Genomic DNA, 21,180 nt, shown 5'->3' with positions numbered 1-21,180 from the left:
GAGTTGGAAACCGCTTGCAACCGACCGCAGGTGCCTCTGCCGATACCCGCCCCGGGGTAAGTCGTGAACTAGGAGCGCTTGTGCTGGCAATTTCGGCCGCGCGTGCTCCAAATCAGTTGGCCGAAGCCGAAATGCCACTATCGTGTCCCTCAAAGACGTGCTCGACGCCGCCCCACCGAAGCCCATGAGTGTTCATCGTTGCCGCCTGCCGCTGCTCCTGCTCGGGGCGGTGTGGGCGTTGCTCATGCCGGTGCTGGCGCAGGCGCTTGAGGTCGTGGTGAAGCCGGGCACGGTCTCGGTGCTGGCGCAGCAGGGCGTGGAACTGCTTTTCGAGGAGGCCGACGAGAAGCTCACGCCCAACCAGGTGATGGCGCCGGAGATGGCGTCTCGCTGGAAGCCGCACGACCGCTCGCGCATCAACATGCCCTCGTCGGGCAAGCCGGTCTGGGCACGCTTCGATGTCCGCCTCGACGGCCCGCTCGACCGCGACTGGCTGCTGGCCATCGAATGGGTGCAGATCGAAACCATCGACCTGCACCAGTACGACCCCGCCACGCGGCAGTGGGTCGGCCTGCAGGAAGCCGGGATCACCCGTCCGCACAAGCTGCGCTCGATCAAGGACCCGGCCACCGGCCTGCCCATTGCCTTCGATCGCGCCCACAAGCTCACGCTGCTGGTGCGGGTGCAGGCGCGCGGCCAGCTCATCCTGCCGATGCGGGTGTGGGACGCGCAGCACTGGCAGGCGCGCCGCTACGACTTCGCGATGGGCTACGGGCTGCTGCTGGGCATCCTGGGGGTGATGTTCTTCTACAACTTGAGCCTGTACATCTTCACCCGCGAGCCGAGCTTCCGCACGTATTGCGGCTACCTCTTCTCGGTGATCGGCTACCAGCTGTGCGTCACCGGCTACGGCGCCCTTTACCTTTGGGGCCACGACAACTGGCTCAACCGATACGGCTACCCCTTGTTCGCGACGGCGAGCTTCTTCGCCGCTACCGTGTTCTTCCGGCGCTTCCTCGACCTGGCCCACGAGGCGCGGCACCTGAACCGCATGAACCAGGCGTTCATCGTGCTGTGGGGCGTGGTGCTCGTCACCGCCTTCATCAACGTGCCCATCCTCACCGGCGTGCTGCTCGCCCTCGGCATGTTCCTGTCGGGCATCGCCGGCATCTACACCGCGGCTTACCTGATGTGGCGCGGCAACGTGCTCGCGCGCTACATCCTCGTGGCGTGGAGCGCCATCATCTTCGGCACTTACATCACCACCTTCGGGATGATGGGCCTCATCCCGAGCAACGATTGGGTGAACGCGGCCCAGCCGATCGGCTTCATCGTGGAGACGGTGCTGCTGTCGATCGCGCTGGCCGCGCGCATCAAGCGCGACCGCCTGTTGAAGCTGGCCGCCGAGCGTGAGTCGCGCGAGCTGATGCACAAGGTGCAGGTGGAGCGCGAGGAAAAGATCCGAGCCCAGGAACATGCGCTCAACGTGCAGCTCAAGGCCAACGAAGAGCTGGAGCTGCGCGTGATCGACCGCACGGCCGAACTCAAGCGCGCGATGGAAAACATCGAGCTCGCCAACCGCGAGCTCGCCAAGCTCAGCGTGACGGACGCGCTGACCAAGGTGCACAACCGCCGCTATTTCGACGAGACCATGAAGAAGGAGTACGACCGCTCCTCCCGCAGCGGCAGCCCGCTGGCCCTGCTGCTGGTCGACATCGACTACTTCAAGAAGATCAACGACACCGTAGGCCACCTCGGCGGCGACGAATGCCTGAAGCTCGTGGCCGCCGCACTCACCATGTGCGTGGGCCGCTCGACCGACCTCGTGGCCCGTTATGGCGGCGAAGAGTTCGCGGTGGTGCTGCCGGGGGTCGACGCGGCGCACGCGATGGACGTGGCCGAGCGCATCCGCAAGGCGGTGGAAGACATCCAGTTCATCTACCGCGGCCGGCGCGTGCCGGTCAGCGTGAGCCTGGGCGTGGTGGCCCGGGTGGCCGACACCAGCCGGCCGCTGTCGGAGTTCATCCGCGAAGCCGACCAGGCACTGTACGGTGCCAAGGGTGCAGGCCGCAACTGCGCCATGCTCGCCGAAGCCGCTTGATCAGCGTTCCCGCAGGGCGTAGGCCTTGACCTTCAGCACTGGCTTGAGCAGGTAGGCCAGCACCGTCTTCTGGCCGGTGAGGATGTCGACCTCGGCCGTCATGCCCGGGATGATGGGCTGCTTCTCGCTGAAGTTGGCGCGCTCGGTGCGCACGCGCACGAGGTAGTAGGCGTTGCCGCGCTCGTCGACCACGGTGTCGGGGCTGATGTTTTCCACCTTCGCTTCGAGGCCGCCGTAGATGGAGAAGTCGTAGGCGGTGAACTTCACCGTGGCGCTCTGCTCGGGGCGGATGAAGGCGATGTCTTTCGGCGCCACGCGGGCTTCGAGCACGAGCTGGTCGTCGAGCGGCACGATCTCCACGATGTCCTTGCCGGGCTGCACCACGCCGCCCACCGTGTTGGCGAGCAGGCGCTGGACTCGGCCGCGCACGGGCGACTTCACCTGCGACTTGGCGACCTTGTCGGAGAGCGCCACCTGGCCTTCGTTGAGCGCGTTGAGCTTGCCCACCACCTCGGCCAGCTCCTTGCGGGCCTCGTTGCGGAAGGTGATCTCGGTCTCCTGGATCTTGCGTTGCGCCTCGCCGATGGCCGCCTGCACGCGGGCGATCTGCGCGGTGGCGGCATCGGCGTCGCCGCGGCTCTTGGCCACGTCGCGCTCCAGGCGGAGGATGTCGACTTCGGATACGGCACCCGTGGCCAGCAGCGGGCGGGTCTTGGCCAGCTCCTGCACGCCGAGTTCAAGTGAACGCTCGGCGGTGGCCTTGCGCGAGCGCATCTCGGAAAGCTCCTGCTGGCGCTGCTGCAGCTGCTGGTTGTTGATCGAGAGCAGCGTCGACAGCTCGGTGCGTTTGGCCTCGTAAAGCGCCTGTTCGCCCTGCAGGATGCGGATCTCCTCCGGGTCGTTGCTCTTGGGTGGCTTGAACTCCGCACCATCGGCCAGGGCCGACAGCCGGGCCTGGCGCGCCCGCAGCGCAAACCCGGTGGCGGCACTCTCGCGCACACCCGAAGTGGCGCGGGTTTCGTCGACCTTCAACAGCAACTGGCCAGCTTCGACCACCTGGCCTTCCTTGACCAGGATCTCCGACACCACGCCGCCGTCGAGCGATTGCAGCACCTGCAACTGGCGCGAGGGGATCACGCGGCCTTCGCCGCGCGTGACCTCGTCGACCGGCGCCAGGCCTGCCCACAGGATCAAGAGCAGCATCACCACCACCGAGGCGCGCACGATCTTTTGCGCCCGCTGCGTCTCGCGGCGCGACATGACTTCGACGGCCTCCTGCTCGAAGCTGCGGAAGCCCGCCTGCGCGGCCTGCGCATCCGTGGTGGCCGAGCCGAAGATGCGGTCGGTGACGGGGGCGATGAAGACGCGGATGCGCTCCAGCGCTGCGAGCAGCGTGCGGCCCACGCGCATCAGCGTGTGGTTGAGGCGACCTTCCGGTTGCGCGCTCATGCAGCCCTCGCGATCCGGCCGCTTTGCAGGGCCTCCATGATGCGGTCACGCGGCCCGTCGGCCACGATCTTGCCGGCGTCGATCACGATCACACGCGTCACCATCGCGAGGAGCGAGGTGCGGTGCGTCACCAGCACCACGGTCTTGTTGTGCGCGAAGTGGGTGATGTTCTGGGTGATCTGGGCTTCGGTGGTGAAGTCCATCGCGCTCGTCGGCTCGTCGAGCAGCAGCAGCGGCGCGTTGTGCAGCACCGCGCGGGCCAGGCCCACGCTCTGGCGCTGGCCACCCGAGAGCGACTCGCCGCGCTCGCCCACCGGCATGTCGAAGCCGCGCGGGTGGCGGTTGACGAAGCTGGCCATGCCGGCGAGTTCGGCCGCGGCCAGCACGGCCGAGTCGTCGGCGTAGGGCAGGCCGAAGGTGATGTTGTCGCGCAGCGTGCCGTAGAAGAGCGTGACGTCTTGCGAGACGTAGCCGAGGTTGCGGCGCACATCGGCCGGGTCGAGCTGGCGCAGGTCGATGCCGTCGAGCAGCACCGCGCCTTCGGTCGGCTGGTACAGGCCCATGATGAGCCGCTGGATGGTCGACTTGCCCGAGCCCACCTTGCCGATGAGCGCCACGCGCTCGCCGGCGGTGATCTTGAAACTCAGGCCTTCGAGGGCGGAGTCTTGGCGGTTCGGGTAGGCGAACTTGACGTTGCGGAACTCGATGTCGCCGCGCAGTTGCGGGCGCTGGATGAAGTTGCCGCCGACCGGGCGCTCGACCGGCTTTTCCATGATCTTGTCGAGCGACTCCATCGCGGTGCGGGCGCCCTGGTACTGCATCAGGAGGCCGACGATCTGCCCGGCGGGCCCCAGTGCGCGGCCGGCCAGCATGCTGGCGGCGATGAGCGCGCCCATGGTCAGCTCGCGCTGGCCGATGAGGTAGACGCCAATGATCACGATGGCCACCGTCACCGCCTGCGACAGCCAGCCCACGAGGTACTGCGCCGACGACGACAGCGCCCGCATGCGCACGTTGATGCGCGAGAGAAACTGGTTGGCGCGCTCCCAGCGCGCCTGGATCACGCCCTCGGCGCCCAGCGACTTGATGGTCTCGATGCCGGTCAGGCTCTCGATCAGCGTGGCATTGCGCTGGGCCGAGGCCTGGTAGGTGGTCTGCGAGAGTTCATGCAGCCGGAACTGCAGCACGTAGCCGAGGATGAGGATGATCGCGAAGGCCACCACCACCGGGACTGCCAGCCACGGCGAGATCCACGCGGTGACGACGATGAAGATCAGCGCGAACGGCAGGTCGATCAACGTGGTGACGGTGCTCGAGGCGATGAAGTCGCGCACCTGCTCGAAGCCGCGCAGGTTCGAGGCGAAGGAGCCCACCGACTCGGGCCGGTTCTCGAGCCGCATGCCCAGCACCTTTTCCATCAGCGTGGCGGAGATCTTCACGTCGACCCGGGCGCTGGCTTCGTCGACGAAGTGGCTGCGCAAGAGGCGCATGAAGACGTCGCCGCACATGATGAGCACGACGCCGATCGACAGGGCCCACAGCGTCTCGGTCGCGTTGTTGGGCACCACGCGGTCGTAGACGTTCATGCTGAACATCGGGAAGACGATCGCGAAGAGGTTGACGAGCAGGGCGGCCCAAAGCACGTCGCGGTAGACAAAGCGCTGCTCCAGCAGGGCCGTCCAGAACCAGTGCTTGACCTTGACGCGCCGCATCTCGGGCGTGCGCGCGTCGAAGCGGAAATGCGGGCGCACGAAAAGCACCACGCCGGTGTAGCGGGTCTGCAGCTCGGTGCGGGTGAGGCTGATCGAACCCTGGCCGGTCTCGGGCAGCAGCACGCGGGCGGTGGCGCCGTCGGCGTCCCAGCCCATGAGCACGCAGGCCTGGTTGTCCTTCAGGATCAGGATGACGGGCAGGGCGGCCGAGTCGATGCGGTCGAGCGCGAGGCGTTGCAGCTTGGCCGACATGCCGGCGCGCGAGGCGGCGCGCTCGGCGAGTTCCAGGGTCAGCACGCCCTTGCCGTTGGGGCCGAGGGGCAGGCCGGCTGAAAGCGAGGCCCTGGACGCTGCCTGACCGTGAAGCCGGCACAGCTCGACCAGGCAGTCGAGCAGTGGGTCGGGGTTGATCAGGTCTTCGCGCAGATGGGTGGTCGCGCCGTGCGCCGCGGCGGGGGGCACGGCGGGCTTCGGGGTGGCGTGACCGGGCGTTTGCGTCATTGGCTGTGGAAGGGGCCCTTAACCGATATCGGCGCAATGTAGTCCGAATTGACCCGTGCGGCGGTCCTCGAAATAGTGGCGCAGGGTTTCCCTTACCGTGCGGAAGGCAAGTTCTTCCCACGGCACCTCGTCTTCGCTGAAGAGGCGGGCCTCGATGGTCTCGGGGCCGGGGGCGAAATCGGTGTCGAGGAGGCGGGCGCGGTAGAAGAAGTGCACCTGGCCGACCCGGGCCACGTTGAGCAGCGTGAAGAGCCCTTGCAACTCGACGCGGGCACCGGCTTCTTCTTCGGTTTCGCGCAGAGCGCCCTGCTCGGTGGTCTCGGCCAGCTCCATGAAGCCGGCGGGCAGCGTCCAGTAGCCGTGGCGCGGCTCGATGTTGCGGCGGCACAGGAGCACCTTGTCGTCCCACACGGGCAGGGTGCCCACCACGTTGAGCGGGTTTTCGTAGTGGACGGTGGCGCAGGCGGTGCAGGTCGCGCGCTCGCGGTTGTCGTCGACCGGCGTGCGGTACTCGACCTTCGACCCGCAGGCCTTGCAGAATTTGTAGCTGCGGGGTTGGAACATGAGAGTCAGTTTAGGGGATGTGGGAACAACGCATGGGCTCGGGCCATGCTGCGTGGCATCATGGATTGCATCCCCTTGGCTGCCTGGAGTTCGCGCGCAATGAGCTTTGTCATCACCGCCCCGAAGTTGCCTTCCGTGCCCGTGGTGGGCGCCGGCCCGTCGGCCGAGTTCCCGGTGCATCGCATCTACTGTGTCGGGCGCAACTACGTGGACCATGCCATCGAGATGGGCCATACCGGGCGGGAGCCGCCGTTCTTCTTCCTCAAGCCTGCCGACGCGGTGCTGCCCGTGGCCGAAGGCCAGACCGGCGAGATGCCGTATCCGAGCCTCACCCGCGACCTGCACCACGAGGTCGAGCTGGTGGTGGCCATCGGCAAGGGCGGGCGCGACATCCCTGCGGCCCATGCGCTCGACCATGTGTACGGCTATGCCGTCGGCCTGGACATGACCCGCCGCGACCTGCAGGGCGAAGCCAAGAAGCAGGGTCGGCCGTGGTGCAGCGGCAAGGGCTTCGACAAGTCGGCCCCGATCAGCCACATCCGCCCGGCGGCGCAGTGTTATCTGAATGCCGCCACGCGCATCGCGCTCGACGTCAACGGCAGCACACGCCAGCAGAGCGTGATCGGCAAACTGATCTGGAGCGTGCCCGAGGTGATCGAGCAGCTGTCCAAGGGCTGGGAGCTCGCGCCCGGCGACCTCATCTTCACCGGCACGCCCGAAGGCGTGGCCGCGGTGCTGGAAGGCGACCTGCTGCAGGCGAGCATCGACGGTGTCGGTTCGCTGTCGCTCAAGATCGTGAGCGATTGATGCAGCTCTTCAGCTACTTCAGGTCGTCGGCATCGTTCCGGGTGCGCATCGCCCTCGAGCTGAAGGGCTTGCCCTACGACTACGTGCCGGTGCACCTGGTCAAGAACGAGCAGCTGAAGCCACCGTTCACCGGCGTGTCGCCGTCGCGGCTGGTGCCCATCCTGAAAGACGGCGAAGGGCTGGTGACCCAGTCCATCGCCATCATCGAATACCTCGACGAAACCCACCCCGAGCCCCCGCTGATGCCGGCCTACCCGCTGGGTCGGGCGCGGGTGAGGGCGCTCTCGCTCGACATCGCCTGCGAGATCCACCCGCTCAACAACCTGCGTGTGCTGCGCCACCTCGTGCACGAGCTCAAGGTCAGCGAGGACGACAAGAACCGCTGGTACCGCCATTGGGTCGAGACGGGGCTCGAAACCGTGGAGCGCCAATTGGCCGGCCACCCGTCGACCGGCCGCTTCTGCCACGGCGACACGCCCACGATGGCCGATGCGCTGCTCGTGCCGCAGATCTTCAATGCACGCCGCTTCGAGTGCCGGCTCGAGCATGTGCCGACGGTGATGAAGGTGTTCGATGCGTGCATGGAGCACCCGGCCTTCGTGAGAGCCCAACCCTCGGCCTGCCCCGATGCCGATGCACCCTGACTGGCTGCAACCGGCCTTCGGCATCCCCGGCGTGCAGGCGGTGATGACCACCCGGGCCGGTGGCGGCAGCGTGGCGCCGTGGGACAGCATGAACGTCGGCCTCGCCGTCGACGACGACCCGGCGCAGGTGGCGCGCAACCGCGCGCTGCTGCAGGAGGCCACGGGCGCCGACCTCGTGTTCATGAAGCAGGTGCACGGCACGCGCGTGTTGCGGCTCACCGGCGAGCACCTCGCGGCGCCGGTGCTGGAGGCCGATGCCTGCGTCACCATCGAGCCGGGCCTGGCCTGCGTGGTCCAGGTGGCCGATTGCCTGCCCGTGCTGATGGCGGCGCCGGGCGGCGTGGCGGCGGCCCATGCCGGCTGGCGCGGCCTGGCCGGCGGGGTGGTGGAAGCAGCCCTCTGCGATTTGTGCAAGGCCACCGGCTGCAAGCCCGCCGAGGTCGTATGCTGGCTCGGGCCTTGCATAGGCCCGGATGCATTCGAAGTGGGAGCCGATGTCCTCGAAGGTTTTGGAGTTCAGAGCGCGGGCGCAGACCCGGCACGTTTCAAGCCCTTGCGGCCGGGAAAGTGGCTCGCCAACCTGCCGCAACTGGCGCGAGACCGGCTTGCCGCGGCGGGCGTCACGCAGGTGTCGGGCGGTGAGTGGTGCACGGTCCGCGACCAAGTGGACGGGCGTTCACGATTCTTCTCGTTTCGGCGCGACCGCATCACTGGCCGCATGGCCGCCGTCATCTGGCGCCGCTGAGGCCAGCTCAGCCGCCTCGGCCGCCTTGCGGGCCCGACGCCGCGCGGGAGCCCCCATCACGTACAGCACGATGGACAGTGGCAGAAGTCCATACAGGAGCAGCGTGACCAGCGCGCCGAGCAAGCTGCCCACCGGGCTCATGGCTTCCGCAGCCGACATACACAAAACCACGAACATCCAGCCGATGGCGACGAGATACATTTCGCTCCCGCTTTCGAGTCAACTCATGCGTGAGGTCATGACAAAGACACCATGACCGGCGCACACTTTACGTTTCCCACGCGTTTGCTCGAATCACAAGGAGAGACATGAAGACCACGACCCGCGCCGCCCAGAAGCCGGCAACCACCGAGACAGCCACCGAAGCCGCCCAGGCCTTCGGTGCCACCGTGGGGGAGATGGTCAAGTCGATGTCGTCCTTGAGCGTGCCGATCCCGGTGCTGAGCCAGCTTCAGAGTGACTACGTGCAGTCGGCCACCGAGCTCTGGAACAAATGGGTCGAAGCGCCCAACGGCGCCAAGCTCGCACCGCAAGGCGACAAGCGCTTCGCCGACCCGTCGTGGGCCGAGAACCCGATGGCGGCCTTCACCGCGCAGATGTACCTGCTGAACGCGCGCACCCTGGCCCAACTGGCTGACAACGTGCAGGGCGACAGCAAGACCCGCCAGCGCCTGCGCTTCGCCGTGCAGCAGTGGATCGCGGCCTCGTCGCCGAGCAACTACCTGGCGCTGAACCCCGAGGCGATGTCGCGCGCGCTCAAGACCAAGGGCGAGAGCATCGCCCAGGGCATGCAGCAGCTGTGGGGCGACGTGCAGCAGGGGCACCTCTCGCAGACTGACGAGAAGGTGTTCGAGGTCGGCCGCAACGTAGCGGTGACGCCGGGCGACGTGGTGTTCGAGAACGACCTGTTCCAGCTCATCGAATACAAGCCCACGACCAAGACGGTTTACGAGCGGCCGCTGCTGATGGTGCCGCCGTGCATCAACAAGTACTACATCCTCGACCTGCAGCCCGAGAACTCGCTGATCCGCCATGCGGTCGCGCAGGGCCACCGGGTGTTCGTGATGAGCTGGCGCAACCCCGACGAGAGCCTGTCCAAGAAGACCTGGGACGACTACGTCGCCGAAGGCCCGCTCACCGCCATCAAGGTGGTGCAGGAGATCTCGGGCGCCAAGACGATCAACACCCTGGGCTTCTGCGTGGGTGGCACGCTGCTCGGCACGGCCTTGGCCGTGCTGGCGGCGCGCGGGCAGAAGCCGGCGCAGAGCGTCACGCTGCTCACCACCTTCCTCGATTTCTCGGACACGGGCGTGCTCGACCTCTTCGTCGACGAAGCGATGGTGCAGGTGCGTGAACTGACGCTCGGCCCCGACAGCCCGGGCGGCGGCACGCTGCTCAAGGGCCAGGAACTGGCCTCGACCTTCAGCGCCCTGCGCCCGAACGACCTGGTGTGGAACTATGTGGTCGGCAACTACCTCAAGGGTGAGACGCCGCCGCCCTTCGACCTGCTGTACTGGAACAGCGACAGCACCAACCTGCCGGGCCCGATGTACTGCTGGTACCTGCGCAACACCTACCTCGAGAACAACCTTGCCAAGCCCGGCAAGGTGACGACCTGCGGCACGCCGGTCGACCTCACGAAGATCGACGCGCCGGTCTACGTCTACGGCTCGAAGGAAGACCACATCGTCCCGTGGGACGGCGCCTACCGCAATACCCAGGTGCTCAAAGGCGCGAAGTGCCGCTTCGTGCTCGGGGCGTCGGGCCACATTGCCGGCGTCATCAACCCGCCCGAGAAGAAGAAGCGCAGCTACTGGGTCGGCTCGAGCGCCGCGCTGCCGCCGACCGAAGCGGCCTGGCTCGAAAAAGCCAAGGAGCACCCCGGCAGCTGGTGGCCCGACTGGGACGCCTGGCTCAAGGGCCACGCCGGCAAGCAGGTGGCCGCGCCCAAGTCGCCCGGCAACCGGACCTACAAACCCATCGAGCCGGCCCCGGGCCGGTATGTGAAGCAGAAGGCTTGAGCCGCATCAAACGCGAGCCGGCCCCCCGTGATATCAACGCAGAGATAGCGCACCGTCGCCAACCAGGAGCACACCATGTCTGACATCGTCATCGTCGCAGCCGCCCGTACCGCCGTGGGCAAATTCGGTGGGAGCCTGGCCAAGGTGCCGGCGCCCGAACTCGGCGCCGCCGTGATCGTCGATCTGCTCAAGCGCGCCAAGCTCACCGGCGACCAGATCAGCGAGGTCGTGCTCGGCCAGGTGCTGACCGCCGGTTCGGGCCAGAACGCCGCCCGCCAGGCCGTCATCAAGGCCGGCCTGCCGCAGGCCGTGCCGGCGCTGACCATCAACGCGGTCTGCGGCTCGGGCCTGAAGGCCGTGATGCTGGCCGCGCAGTCCATCCGCGATGGCGACACCGAGATCGTGATCGCCGGCGGCCAGGAGAACATGAGCCTCGCGCCCCACGTGCTGCCCAACTCACGCGACGGCCAGCGCATGGGCGACTGGAAGCTGGTCGATTCGATGATCGTCGACGGCCTCTTCGACGTCTACAACCAGTACCACATGGGCATCACCGCCGAAAACGTGGCCAAGAAGTACGGCATCAGCCGCGACGCGCAAGACGCCCTGGCCCTGGCCTCGCAGCAGAAGGCCGCCGCCGCGCAAGACGCGGGCAAGTTCAAGGACGAGATCGTGCCTTTCAGCATTCCGCAGAAGAAGGGCGACCCTGTCGTCTTCGCGGCCGACGAGTTCATCAACCGCAAGACCAACGCCGAAGCGCTGGCCGGCTTGCGGCCGGCCTTCGACAAGGCCGGTGGCGTGACCGCCGGCAATGCCTCGGGCATCAACGACGGCGCCGCCGGCGTGGTGGTGATGAGCGCGAAGAAGGCGGATCAGCTCGGCCTCACGCCGCTGGCCCGCATCAAGAGCTTCGCGACCACCGCTCTCGACCCGGCGCTGATGGGCATGGGCCCCGTGACCGCGTCGCAGAAGGCGCTGCAACGTGCGGGCTGGAAGGCGGCCGATCTCGACCTGCTCGAGATCAACGAGGCCTTTGCCGCACAGGCGTGCGCTGTCAACAACGAAATGGGCTGGGACACCAGCAAGGTGAACGTGAATGGCGGTGCGATCGCCATTGGGCACCCGATCGGTGCATCGGGCTGCCGCATCCTGGTGACGCTGCTGCACGAAATGCAGAAGCGCAATGCCAAGAAGGGCATCGCGAGCCTTTGCATCGGTGGTGGCATGGGCGTTGCACTGACGGTGGAACGCTGAAGCGCATTCGTCGCGCTGCACGCACAGGATTGGTGGGAACCCGATTGACCCGTGCCCGGTGCAGCGCGACTCTAGAGATTCATACACAGCAGCAGGAGAAGAACAATGGCGAAGAAGATTGCATACGTCACCGGGGGCATGGGTGGCATCGGAACCACCATGTGCCAGCGTTTGTACAAGGATGGTTTCACCGTGGTGGCCGGTTGCGGCCCGAGCCGTGACTTCAAGAAGTGGCTCGATGAGCAGAAGGCGCTCGGCTTCGAGTTCCACGCCTCGGTGGGCAACGTGGGCGACTGGGATTCGACCGTTGCCGCCTTCCAGAAGACCAAGGCGGAAGTCGGCCCGATCGACGTGCTGGTCAACAACGCCGGCATCACGCGCGACGGCATGTTCCGCAAGATGAGCCGTGCCGACTGGGACGCGGTGATCGAGACCAACCTCACCAGCCTCTTCAACGTGACGAAGCAGGTCATCGACGACATGCTGGAAAAGGGCTGGGGCCGCATCATCAACATCTCGTCGGTCAACGGCGAGAAGGGCCAATTCGGCCAGACCAACTACTCGGCGGCCAAGGCTGGCATGCACGGCTTCACGATGGCCCTGGCGCAGGAAGTGGCCAACAAGGGCGTGACGGTCAACACCGTGAGCCCGGGCTACATCGCAACGGACATGGTCAAGGCCATCCGCCAGGACGTGCTCGACAAGATCGTGGCCGGCATCCCGGTGAAGCGCCTGGGCACGCCGGAAGACATCGCGTCGATCGTGTCGTGGGTGGCGTCCGACGAATCGGGCTTCGCGACCGGCGCCGACTTCTCGGTCAACGGCGGCCTGCACATGGGTTGACCTCGGGATTGAGTCCCACGGTCCATTCCTCGTTCTACAAGTTCGTGGCGCTCGACGACCCGGCTGCCCTCGCAGCCGGCTTGCGTGCGCTGGCGGGGCCCTTGCTGGGCAGCGTGCTCGTGGCGCACGAGGGTCTCAACGGCGTGCTCGCCGGGCCTGAAGAAGCGCTCGACGCCTTCGAGCGTGGCCTGACGCGAGACCCCCGCTTCGCCGGCATGGCCTTCAAGCGAAGCGCCTGCCGCACACCGCCGTTTGCCCGGCTCGCCATCCACGTGAAGCCCGAGGTGGTGACGGTGGGCGTGCCTTATGCGCCGGCCGTGGGCACGCAGCGCACGCCTCAGGAGTGGCGCGACTTGATGGCGCGTGACGACGTGGTGGTGCTCGACAACCGCAACAGCTTTGAATACCGGCTCGGCCATTTCGCGGGCGCGGTCGACCCGGGCGTCACGAACTTCCGCGACTTCCCACGCTACGTGGCCGAGCATGCGGCCGAATGGAAAGCTGCCGGCAAAGAGGTCGCGATGTACTGCACTGGCGGCATCCGCTGCGAGAAGACCGCCGCGTGGATGCAGGACCTCGGCCTCACCGTGCACGAGCTCCAAGGCGGCATCCTGAACTACTTTCATGCCATGCCAGATGCCGAGCGCGACTGGCAGGGCGAATGCTTCGTGTTCGACAACCGCATCGCGCTCGACACGCATCTGCAGCAGACCGACACCACGGCCGAGCAGGTCTACGCCGGCGAGCCCGACGGCGAATGGCGGCTCGCGCGGGCGAAGCGGCTGCATGAAGCCGCCTAGGGCGACGCAGGAGCGGCCGCTGCCCGTCCGCGAAGGCGTGGGGCCGAGTTGCGTGGCCCTGCCTGAAGGTGAGTGGCCGACGATCGCGGCATTTCTGATCGAGCGCTTTTCGCGCATCGACGAGGCCACGTGGCGCACGCGCATCGAGGCCGGCGACGTGATCGATGCGCGCGGTCGTGTGGTGCGGCACGACACGCCCTTCGAGCCCCAGCTCAAGGTCTATTACTACCGCAGCCCGCCCGCCGAGCGGCCGTTTCCGCGCCAGGAGTCGGTGCTGTACCAGGACGACTGGATCGTCGTCGCCGACAAACCGCATTTCATGCCCGTCACGCCTTCGGGCCGGCACCTGCACGAGACGCTGCTGGTGCGCCTGAAGCGCAGGCTGGGCATCGACACGCTCGCACCCGTGCACCGCATCGACCGGGACACGGCCGGCCTCGTGCTCTTCAGCGTGCAGCCGCAGACGCGCGGGGCCTACCAGTCGGTGTTTCGCGAGCGCAGCGCGCGCAAGGTCTACGAGGCGATTGCGCCGCTGCGGCCCGATCTCGAATGGCCGATGCTGCTGCGCAACCGGCTGGTCGATGGCGACAACTTCATGACCATGCGCGAAGTGCCGGGCGAGCCCAACAGCGAGACGCTCATTGAGCTGCTGGAGTCGAAAGAGGGCCTCGGCCACTACCGCCTGCAACCGCTGAGCGGCAAGCGCCACCAGCTGCGGGTGCACATGGCGGGACTCGGCGTGCCCTTGCTCAACGACGGCATCTACCCTGTGCTGATGCCGGAGGTCGATGTGCCCGACTTTGACAAGCCGTTGCAGCTGGTGGCGCGCGAACTCGCGTTCACCGACCCGGTGACCGGCGCCTCGCGCGCCTTCGAAAGTGCTTACCGCTTGGCGCTGTAATTCGCCATCACTTCGCCCAGGCGGATCGCGCCGCCCGGCTGCCACGCGCTGTTGAACGCGAGGTCGCCTGTCGGGAAGAGCATGACGACGGTCGAGCCCAGCAGGAATCGGCCCATCTCCTCGCCTTGCTTGAGAGACACCGGCTTGTCCTCGTAGCGCCACTCGCGCACCTTCGTCACCCGCGGCGGGTTCACGACACCGTGCCACACGGTCGCCATGCTGCCAACGATGGTCGCGCCCACCAGCACCAGCACGAAGGGGCCGCGCGGGCCCTCGAACACGCACACCACACGCTCGTTGCGCGCAAAGAGGCCGGGTACGCCGCGCGCCGTGGTCGGGTTGACCGAAAACAGGTCGCCCGGCACGTGGATCATCCGCGTGAGCGTGCCATCGCAGGGCATGTGGATGCGGTGGTAGTCGCGCGGGCTGAGATACAGCGTGGCGAAGTGGCCGTTATCGAACTGCGTGGCGAGGCCCGCGTCGCCGCCGACGAGCGCGGTGGTGGTGTAACGGTGCCCCTTGGCCTGAAAGATCAGGTCGCGCTCGATGGGGCCGAACTGGCTGATGGCGCCATCGACCGGGCAGACCAGGTCGGCCTGCGCGATGGGCCGTGCGCCCGGCTTGAGGGCGCGGGTGAAGAACTCGTTGAAGCTCGGGTAGCTCGCGATGTCGGGGTTGGCCGCTTCGCTCATGTCGACCTTGTAGCGGCGCACGAACCAGGCCACGAAATTGGTGGTCAGCCGGCCCGCCCGGGCCGAGGCACCTTTGCCTGCCAGCGAAGTCAGCGGGCCCTTGGGCAGCAGGTACTGGGGCAGAACGGCGAATCGGTCGGACACGGCAATCCTCGGCGGCGGTCGTCAAAGCGGGAGGCGGATTCTAGGCAGGCAGCGGGCGTGCCCGGGCGTTCGGCTTGCCGCACCCGGCGGGCGAGGTGCATGGTGCATAGCCATTTGCAATCGAGTGTCTTGAATTAATCAATTGGCTCAATGATGCGGTGCACCGTAACATCGACCCTGGTTCGACGCCAGAAAGCCCCAGGCCAAAGGTCGTCTGAAGCCTGTTTCACTCATCTCTTATCAGGAGGCGTTCAATGTCCATCATCAACACGCAAGTCCCCGAGTTCAAGACCCAGGCTTTCCTCAACGGCAAGTTCATCGACGTCAGCAACGAGACGCTGAAGGGCAAGTGGTCCGTGCTGATCTTCATGCCGGCTGCGTTCACCTTCAACTGCCCGACCGAAGTGGAAGATGCTGCCGACAACTACGCCGAATTCCAGAAGCTCGGCGCCGAGGTCTACATCGTCACGACCGACACGCACTTCTCGCACAAGGTGTGGCACGAAACCTCGCCGGCTGTCGGCAAGGCCAAGTTCCCGCTGGTGGGCGACCCGACGCACACGCTGACCAACGCCTTCGGCGTGCACATCCCCGAAGAAGGCCTGGCCCTGCGTGGCACCTTCGTGATCAACCCCGAAGGCGTGATCAAGACCGCCGAGATCCACTCGAACGAGATCGCCCGTGACGTCAAGGAAACGCTGCGCAAGCTGAAGGCCGCGCAGTACACCGCCGCCCACCCCGGCCAGGTCTGCCCGGCCAAGTGGAACGAAGGCGCCAAGACGATCACCCCGTCGCTCGACCTGGTCGGCAAGATCTAAGCGCTTCTCGCTGTAGTACCCGCAGTACCGAGCCCGCCCGTGCGGCGGGCTCACCCCGGATTCACAAGAAGTTCAGGAGTACCCCATGTTGGACGCCAACCTCACAGCCCAGTTGAAGGCTTACCTCGAGCGGGTCCGCGAGCCGTTCGAGATGGTGGCCTCGCTGGACGATTCGCAGAACGCGCGCGACATGCGCGAACTGCTCGAAGAGATCACCGCGCTCTCGCCGCAGATCACGCTGCGCACCGACGGGCAGGACGCACGCCGCCCGTCGTTCGCGCTGAACCGCATCGGCTCTGCGATGAACCTGCGCTTCGCCGCCATTCCGCTGGGCCACGAGTTCACTTCGCTGGTGCTCGCCCTGCTGTGGGTGGGCGGCCATCCGCCCAAGGCGGAGCAAGACGTGATCGAGCAGATCAAGGCACTCGACGGTGACTACACCTTCGAGGTCTACATGTCGCTGACCTGCCACAACTGCCCCGACGTGGTCCAGGCGCTGAGCCTGATGGCCGTGCTCAACCCGAAGGTGAAGGTCACCATCGTCGACGGCGGCCTCTTCCAGCAGGAAGTGGAAGAGCGCCAGGTGATGGCGGTGCCGGCCGTGTTCCTCAACGGCCAGATGTTCGCCTCGGGCCGCATGACGGTCGAAGAGATCGTGGCCAAGCTCGACACCAAGGCCGGTGAGCGCGAAGCCGCCAAGCTCGACGCCCGCGCGCCGTATGACGTGCTGGTGGTCGGCGGTGGCCCGGCCGGTGCCGCGGCCGCCGTGTACGCGGCGCGCAAGGGCATCCGCACCGGCGTGGCGGCCGAGCGTTTCGGTGGCCAGGTGAACGACACGCTCGCCATCGAGAACTACATCTCCGTGCTCGAGACCGACGGGCCGAAGTTCGCCATGTCGCTGGAGCAGCACGTGAAGGCGTATGACGTCGATGTGATCAACCTGCAGCGTGCCGAGAAGCTCATTCCGGCGGCGCAACCGGGTGGCCTGATCGAATTGCAGTTCGCAAGCGGCGGCTCGCTCAAGAGCAAGACGGTGATCATTTCCACCGGCGCCCGCTGGCGCAACGTCAACGTGCCGGGCGAGCAGGAGTACAAGAACAAGGGCGTGGCCTACTGCCCGCACTGCGACGGCCCGCTCTTCAAGGGCAAGCGCGTCTCGGTGATCGGCGGTGGCAACTCGGGCGTCGAGGCCGCGATCGACCTGGCCGGTGTGGTCGAGCATGTGACGCTCTTCGAGTTCGCCGACAAGCTGCGTGCCGATGCGGTGCTCGTGAAGAAGCTGCAGAGCCTGCCCAACGTCGCGATCCACACCAACGCGCAGACGACCGAGATCACCGGCGACGGCCAGAAGGTCAATGGCCTCACCTACACCGACCGCGCGACCGGCGAGTCGAAGCATGTGGCGCTCGAAGGTGTGTTCGTGCAGATCGGTCTCGTGCCCAACACCGAGTGGCTGAAGGGCACGGTGGAGCTGTCGCGCTTCGGCGAGATCGTGGTCGACGCGAAGGGCGCAACCTCGGTGCCTGGTGTGTTTGCAGCAGGCGACGTGACGACGGTGCCGTTCAAGCAGATCATCATCGCGGCGGGCGATGGCGCGAAGGCGGCGCTGGGTGCGTTTGACCACCTGATGCGCAGCTGATCGCTATGCCCCAACTGAAAAGCGGCGCCTCGTGCGCCGCTTTTCCATTCAGGGGGTGATCGCGTCCAGCAAGTCGCTCTCGACCTGCAGTTGCAGCTTGTTTTTCTGCAGCACCGAGCCATCGATCAGGAAGGTGTCTTCCACGCGCTCGCCGAGCGTCGTGATCTTGGCGAGTTGCAGGTTGATGTGGTGCTGCGCGAGCACGCGGGCGATGGAATAGAGCAGGCCCGAGCGGTCGCTGGTGGACACGCCGAGCAGCCAGCGCTGGCCGCGCTCGTCTGGCCGCAGTGTCACGCGAGGCGTGATCGGGAAGGACTTCACCCGCCGCGACAGCCGCCCACGCGAGGGTTCGGGCAGCGGCCCTTCGGCCTTCAGCGCCTCCGTGGCCTGCGTCTCCACCAGCGAAATCAGGTCGCGGTAGTGGTGGTCGAGCGTCGGGCTGATGACCTGGAAGGTGTCGAGCGCGTAGCCGGCCTTGGTGGTGTGGATCTTTGCGTCGAGGATGTTGAAGCCGGCGCTGTCGAAGTAGCCGCAGATGCGGGCGAAGAGGTCGGGCCGGTCGGGTGCGTAGACCAGCACCTGCAAGCCTTCGCCGAGCGACGACAGGCGCGCGCGCACCACCGGCTCCTTCGACTCGACATGGCGAAACAGCGAGCGGGCGTGCCAGGCGATGTCGCCGGCGTCATGGCGCACGAAGTAGCTGAGCTCCAGCGTGTTCCACAGCGGGCCTTCGGTGCCGGGCAGCAGCGAGTAGAGGTTGAGTGTGTGCCTCGCTTCCTGCTTGCGCGACTCGATCTCGGCGTCGACGTTGGGCCGTGCGCCGCCGAGTGCGCGCAGCGTCAGCCGGTACAGGTCTTCCAGCAGCTTGCCCTTCCAGGCGTTCCACACCTTGGGGCTGGTGCCGCGGATGTCGGCCACCGTGAGCAGGTACAGCGCGGTCAGGCGGCGCTCGGTGCCCACGAGCTTGGCGAAGCCTTCGATCACCTCGGGATCGCTCAGGTCTTCCTTCTGCGCGATGCGCGACATGGTGAGGTGGCCCTTCACCAGGAACTCGCACAGCTGCGTGTCGTCGCGCGTCAGCCCGTGGTCGCGGCAGAAGCGGCGCACCTCGGTCGCGCCCAGGTCGGAGTGGTCACCCCCGCGGCCCTTGGCCACGTCATGGAAGAGGGCGGCGATGTAGAGCACCCAGGGCCGGTCGAAGGTCGAGGCGAGCTGCGAGCAGAACGGGTACTCGTGCGCGTGGTCGGCGATGAAGAAGCGGCGCACGTTGCGCAGCACCATCAGGATGTGCTGGTCCACGGTGTAGACGTGGAAGAGGTCGTGCTGCATCTGGCCGACGATGCGGCGGAAGACCCAGAGGTAACGGCCGAGCACGCTGGTCTGGTTCATCAGCCGGAAGGCATGCGTCTGGCCTTCGGGCTGCTGCAGGATTTCCATGAAGGTGTGCCGGTTCACCGGGTCGCGGCGGAAGTCGCCGTCCATCACCTCGCGGGCGTTGTAGAGCGCGCGCAGCGTGCGGGCCGAGAGGCCTTCGATGCCGTGCGTCTGCTGGAAGACGAGGAAGGTCTCGAGGATGGCGTGCGGGTTGCGCTCGTAGAGATCGTCGCTCGCCACTTCAAGCATGCCGCCGCGGTCGAGGAAGCGCTCGTTGATCGCCTGCATCGGCGCGTCCTGCACGCCGTGGATGCGCTCCTCGATGTTGAGGATGAGGATGTGGTTGAGCTGCGCCACCGCTTTCGCGGCCCAGTAGTAGCGGCGCATCAGCACTTCGCTCACGCGCTGGCCCTTGGGTGCGGTGTAGCCGAAGCTCTCGGCCACGGCGGTCTGCAGGTCGAACACCAGCCGGTCTTCGCGGCGCCCGGCCACCATGTGCAGGCGGGCGCGGATCAGGCGCAGCACGCCTTCGTTGCGCTGCAGCTGCTTCACCTCGAAGGGCGTGATCAGGCCCTTGGCGGCGAGCTCCGTCCAGCTGCGGCCGAGGCCGGCCGCGCGGGCCACCCAGATCAGCACCTGCAGGTCGCGCAGGCCGCCCGGGCTTTCCTTGCAGTTGGGCTCCAGCGAGTAAGGCGTGTCTTCGTACTTCTGGTGGCGCTGGCGCATCTCGAGCGTCTTGGCGCGGAAGAAGGCCTTCGGGTCCATCGCCGCGTCATAGGCGCGGCGGAAGCTGGTGTAGAGCCTCTTTGCGCCGCACAGCGGGCGCGATTCGAGCAGGGCGGTCTGCACGGTGACGTCGTTCTCGCTCTCGGCGACGCACTCGGCCACGGTGCGAACGCTGGAGCCGATCTCCAGGCCGATGTCCCAGCAGGCGGTGATGAAGCCTTCGATCGAGGACTTGAGCGCGTCATTGGCGCCGATCGTTGAATGCTCGGGCGGCAGCAGCACCAGCACGTCGACGTCGGAGTGCGGGTACAGCTCGCCGCGGCCGTAGCCGCCCACGGCCACGAGCGCCGCGCCGGGCGGCATCAGTGCGTGTTCCCACAGCTCGGCCAGGGTCTGGTCGACGTGCCGGGCCAGGGCGCGCACCAGGCGGCTGGCGGCAGTGGCCGAAGGCCGTGACTCACGGAAGTGGCTGAGCAGCGCCGCCTTGCCCTCGCGGAAGCGCGCGCGCTGCTCGCTGATGCTGCGCCCGGCTGGGGCGCTCTGGATCTCGGCCACGACCGCCACGGGCCGCTCGCTCAGACGCTGGCGGCGACCGGAGGCGTGACGAACGCCGGCGGCGGCGGGCTGCCGGCCGAGAGCGTCAGCACCTCGTAGCCCGTCTCGGTGACCAGCACCGTGTGCTCCCACTGGGCCGACAGCGAGCGGTCGCGGGTGACGATGGTCCAGCCGTCGCCGGTCTCGCGGATCTCGCGCTTGCCGGCGTTGATCATGGGCTCGATGGTGAACACCATGCCCGGCACCAGCTCTTCGAGCGTGCCGGGGCGGCCGTAGTGCAGCACCTGCGGCTCTTCGTGAAACTTCTGGCCGATGCCATGGCCGCAGAACTCGCGCACGATGGAGAAGCCAGCGTTTTCGGCAAAAGTCTGGATGGCGTGGCCGATGTCGCCCAGGCGGGCGCCGGGTTTGACCTTCACGATGCCTTTCCACATGGCGTCATACGTGAACGAGCACAGGCGCTTGGCGGCAATCGACCCTTCGCCCACCACGAACATGCGGCTCGTGTCGCCGTGCCAGCCGTCCTTGATGACGGTGACGTCGATGTTGACAATGTCGCCGTTCTTGAGCGGCCGGTCGTTCGGGATGCCGTGGCAGACCTGGTGGTTCACCGAGGTGCAGATCGACTTGGGGTAGGGCGTGTAGCCGGGCGGCTGGTAGTGCAGCGGCGCGGGAATGGCGCCTTGAACGTTGACGATGTGGTCGTGCGCCAGCTTGTCGAGTTGCTCGGTGGTGACGCCGGGTTTGACGTGCGGCGTGAGCATGTCCAGCACCTCGGATGCGAGGCGGCCTGCAATGCGCATTTGGGCCGCGTCGTCGGCGGTCTTGATGGTGATCGTCATAGGGCCGAGATTGTGCCACCCGGCCCCGTAAAATGCCGGGTTTCCACC

General features: G+C 66.9%; 18 protein-coding genes. 11 read left to right on the top strand and 7 right to left on the bottom strand.

Features of this window, described 5'->3' with window-relative positions:
- Positions 1 to 142: 142 nt before the first annotated feature.
- On the top strand, positions 143 to 2,101 hold the full coding sequence (locus RXV79_RS15965) for a sensor domain-containing diguanylate cyclase (protein ID WP_316698853.1): 1,959 nt from the start codon (positions 143 to 145) through the stop codon (positions 2,099 to 2,101).
- On the opposite strand, the gene RXV79_RS15960 is transcribed toward RXV79_RS15965, so the two are convergent.
- Genes RXV79_RS15960 through RXV79_RS15950 form a run of 3 tightly spaced genes read right to left on the bottom strand, consistent with a single transcriptional unit; the run spans position 2,102 to position 6,327 of the window.
- A complete protein-coding gene (locus RXV79_RS15960; RefSeq protein WP_316698850.1) occupies positions 2,102 to 3,550 on the bottom strand; it encodes an HlyD family type I secretion periplasmic adaptor subunit in 1,449 nt (482 codons plus the stop codon).
- A complete protein-coding gene (locus tag RXV79_RS15955; RefSeq protein ID WP_316698849.1) occupies positions 3,547 to 5,763 on the bottom strand; it encodes a type I secretion system permease/ATPase in 2,217 nt (738 codons plus the stop codon). Before RXV79_RS15955 ends, RXV79_RS15960 begins: the two co-directional genes overlap by 4 nt.
- 18 nt (positions 5,764 to 5,781) lie before the next feature.
- On the bottom strand, positions 5,782 to 6,327 hold the full coding sequence (locus RXV79_RS15950; protein WP_316698848.1) for an NUDIX hydrolase: 546 nt from the start codon (positions 6,325 to 6,327) through the stop codon (positions 5,782 to 5,784).
- A gap of 99 nt (positions 6,328 to 6,426) precedes the next feature.
- Here RXV79_RS15950 and RXV79_RS15945 point away from each other — a divergent pair, with 99 nt between their 5' ends.
- From RXV79_RS15945 to pgeF, 3 genes are read left to right on the top strand one after another with little or no spacing between them, the layout of a single operon-like run.
- A complete protein-coding gene (locus RXV79_RS15945) occupies positions 6,427 to 7,134 on the top strand; it encodes a fumarylacetoacetate hydrolase family protein (protein ID WP_316698847.1) in 708 nt (235 codons plus the stop codon).
- Positions 7,134 to 7,778, top strand: coding sequence for a maleylacetoacetate isomerase (gene maiA, locus RXV79_RS15940; protein ID WP_316698846.1), 645 nt, complete (start codon positions 7,134 to 7,136; stop codon positions 7,776 to 7,778). The genes RXV79_RS15945 and maiA overlap by 1 nt, the downstream gene beginning before the upstream one ends.
- Positions 7,762 to 8,523, top strand: coding sequence for a peptidoglycan editing factor PgeF (gene pgeF / locus RXV79_RS15935; RefSeq protein ID WP_316698845.1), 762 nt, complete (start codon positions 7,762 to 7,764; stop codon positions 8,521 to 8,523). Before maiA ends, pgeF begins: the two co-directional genes overlap by 17 nt.
- On the opposite strand, the gene RXV79_RS15930 is transcribed toward pgeF, so the two are convergent.
- Positions 8,455 to 8,724, bottom strand: a complete 270-nt coding sequence (locus RXV79_RS15930; protein WP_316698843.1) for a hypothetical protein — start codon at positions 8,722 to 8,724, stop codon at positions 8,455 to 8,457. The genes pgeF and RXV79_RS15930 overlap by 69 nt on opposite strands.
- Positions 8,725 to 8,831: 107 nt before the next feature.
- Here RXV79_RS15930 and phaC point away from each other — a divergent pair, with 107 nt between their 5' ends.
- The 5 genes from phaC to RXV79_RS15905 all read left to right on the top strand — a co-directional run bounded on the left by phaC (position 8,832) and on the right by RXV79_RS15905 (position 14,342).
- A complete protein-coding gene (gene phaC, locus RXV79_RS15925) occupies positions 8,832 to 10,544 on the top strand; it encodes a class I poly(R)-hydroxyalkanoic acid synthase (protein ID WP_316698840.1) in 1,713 nt (570 codons plus the stop codon).
- Between the two features lie 75 nt (positions 10,545 to 10,619).
- Positions 10,620 to 11,798: an acetyl-CoA C-acetyltransferase gene (locus RXV79_RS15920; RefSeq protein ID WP_316698838.1), complete on the top strand. Its 1,179-nt coding sequence runs from the start codon at positions 10,620 to 10,622 to the stop codon at positions 11,796 to 11,798.
- A 105-nt stretch (positions 11,799 to 11,903) separates the two neighbouring features.
- Complete coding sequence (gene phbB / locus RXV79_RS15915) at positions 11,904 to 12,641, top strand: acetoacetyl-CoA reductase (protein WP_296717477.1); 738 nt, start codon at positions 11,904 to 11,906, stop codon at positions 12,639 to 12,641.
- Positions 12,642 to 12,649: 8 nt separating this feature from the next.
- On the top strand, positions 12,650 to 13,441 hold the full coding sequence (locus tag RXV79_RS15910) for an oxygen-dependent tRNA uridine(34) hydroxylase TrhO (RefSeq protein ID WP_316698834.1): 792 nt from the start codon (positions 12,650 to 12,652) through the stop codon (positions 13,439 to 13,441).
- Positions 13,428 to 14,342, top strand: coding sequence for a pseudouridine synthase (locus RXV79_RS15905; protein WP_316698833.1), 915 nt, complete (start codon positions 13,428 to 13,430; stop codon positions 14,340 to 14,342). The genes RXV79_RS15910 and RXV79_RS15905 overlap by 14 nt, the downstream gene beginning before the upstream one ends.
- Here RXV79_RS15905 and asd read toward each other — a convergent pair.
- Entirely contained in the window at positions 14,324 to 15,178 is an 855-nt protein-coding gene (gene asd / locus RXV79_RS15900; RefSeq protein WP_316698832.1) for an archaetidylserine decarboxylase, read from the bottom strand. The genes RXV79_RS15905 and asd overlap by 19 nt on opposite strands.
- Positions 15,179 to 15,432: 254 nt before the next feature.
- On the opposite strand from asd, the gene ahpC reads away from it, so the two are divergent.
- Together ahpC and ahpF are read left to right on the top strand one after the other, a co-directional pair.
- A complete protein-coding gene (gene ahpC / locus RXV79_RS15895; protein ID WP_316698831.1) occupies positions 15,433 to 15,996 on the top strand; it encodes an alkyl hydroperoxide reductase subunit C in 564 nt (187 codons plus the stop codon).
- 85 nt (positions 15,997 to 16,081) lie between these two features.
- A complete protein-coding gene (gene ahpF, locus RXV79_RS15890; protein ID WP_316698830.1) occupies positions 16,082 to 17,635 on the top strand; it encodes an alkyl hydroperoxide reductase subunit F in 1,554 nt (517 codons plus the stop codon).
- Between the two features lie 48 nt (positions 17,636 to 17,683).
- On the opposite strand, the gene RXV79_RS15885 is transcribed toward ahpF, so the two are convergent.
- Together RXV79_RS15885 and map are read right to left on the bottom strand one after the other, a co-directional pair.
- Positions 17,684 to 20,290: a [protein-PII] uridylyltransferase gene (locus RXV79_RS15885; RefSeq protein ID WP_413816702.1), complete on the bottom strand. Its 2,607-nt coding sequence runs from the start codon at positions 20,288 to 20,290 to the stop codon at positions 17,684 to 17,686.
- A 20-nt stretch (positions 20,291 to 20,310) separates the two neighbouring features.
- Positions 20,311 to 21,132 (bottom strand): type I methionyl aminopeptidase, encoded by an 822-nt coding sequence (gene map / locus RXV79_RS15880; protein WP_316698826.1) that lies wholly within the window; start codon positions 21,130 to 21,132, stop codon positions 20,311 to 20,313.
- Positions 21,133 to 21,180: the final 48 nt, after the last annotated feature.

Origin of the sequence: Piscinibacter gummiphilus, from assembly GCF_032681285.1 — a bacterium.
GTDB lineage: Bacteria > Pseudomonadota > Gammaproteobacteria > Burkholderiales > Burkholderiaceae_C > Rhizobacter > Rhizobacter gummiphilus_A.
The sequence above is the reverse complement of the archived record's forward strand: the minus strand, read 5'-3'. Positions and strand labels throughout refer to the sequence as shown.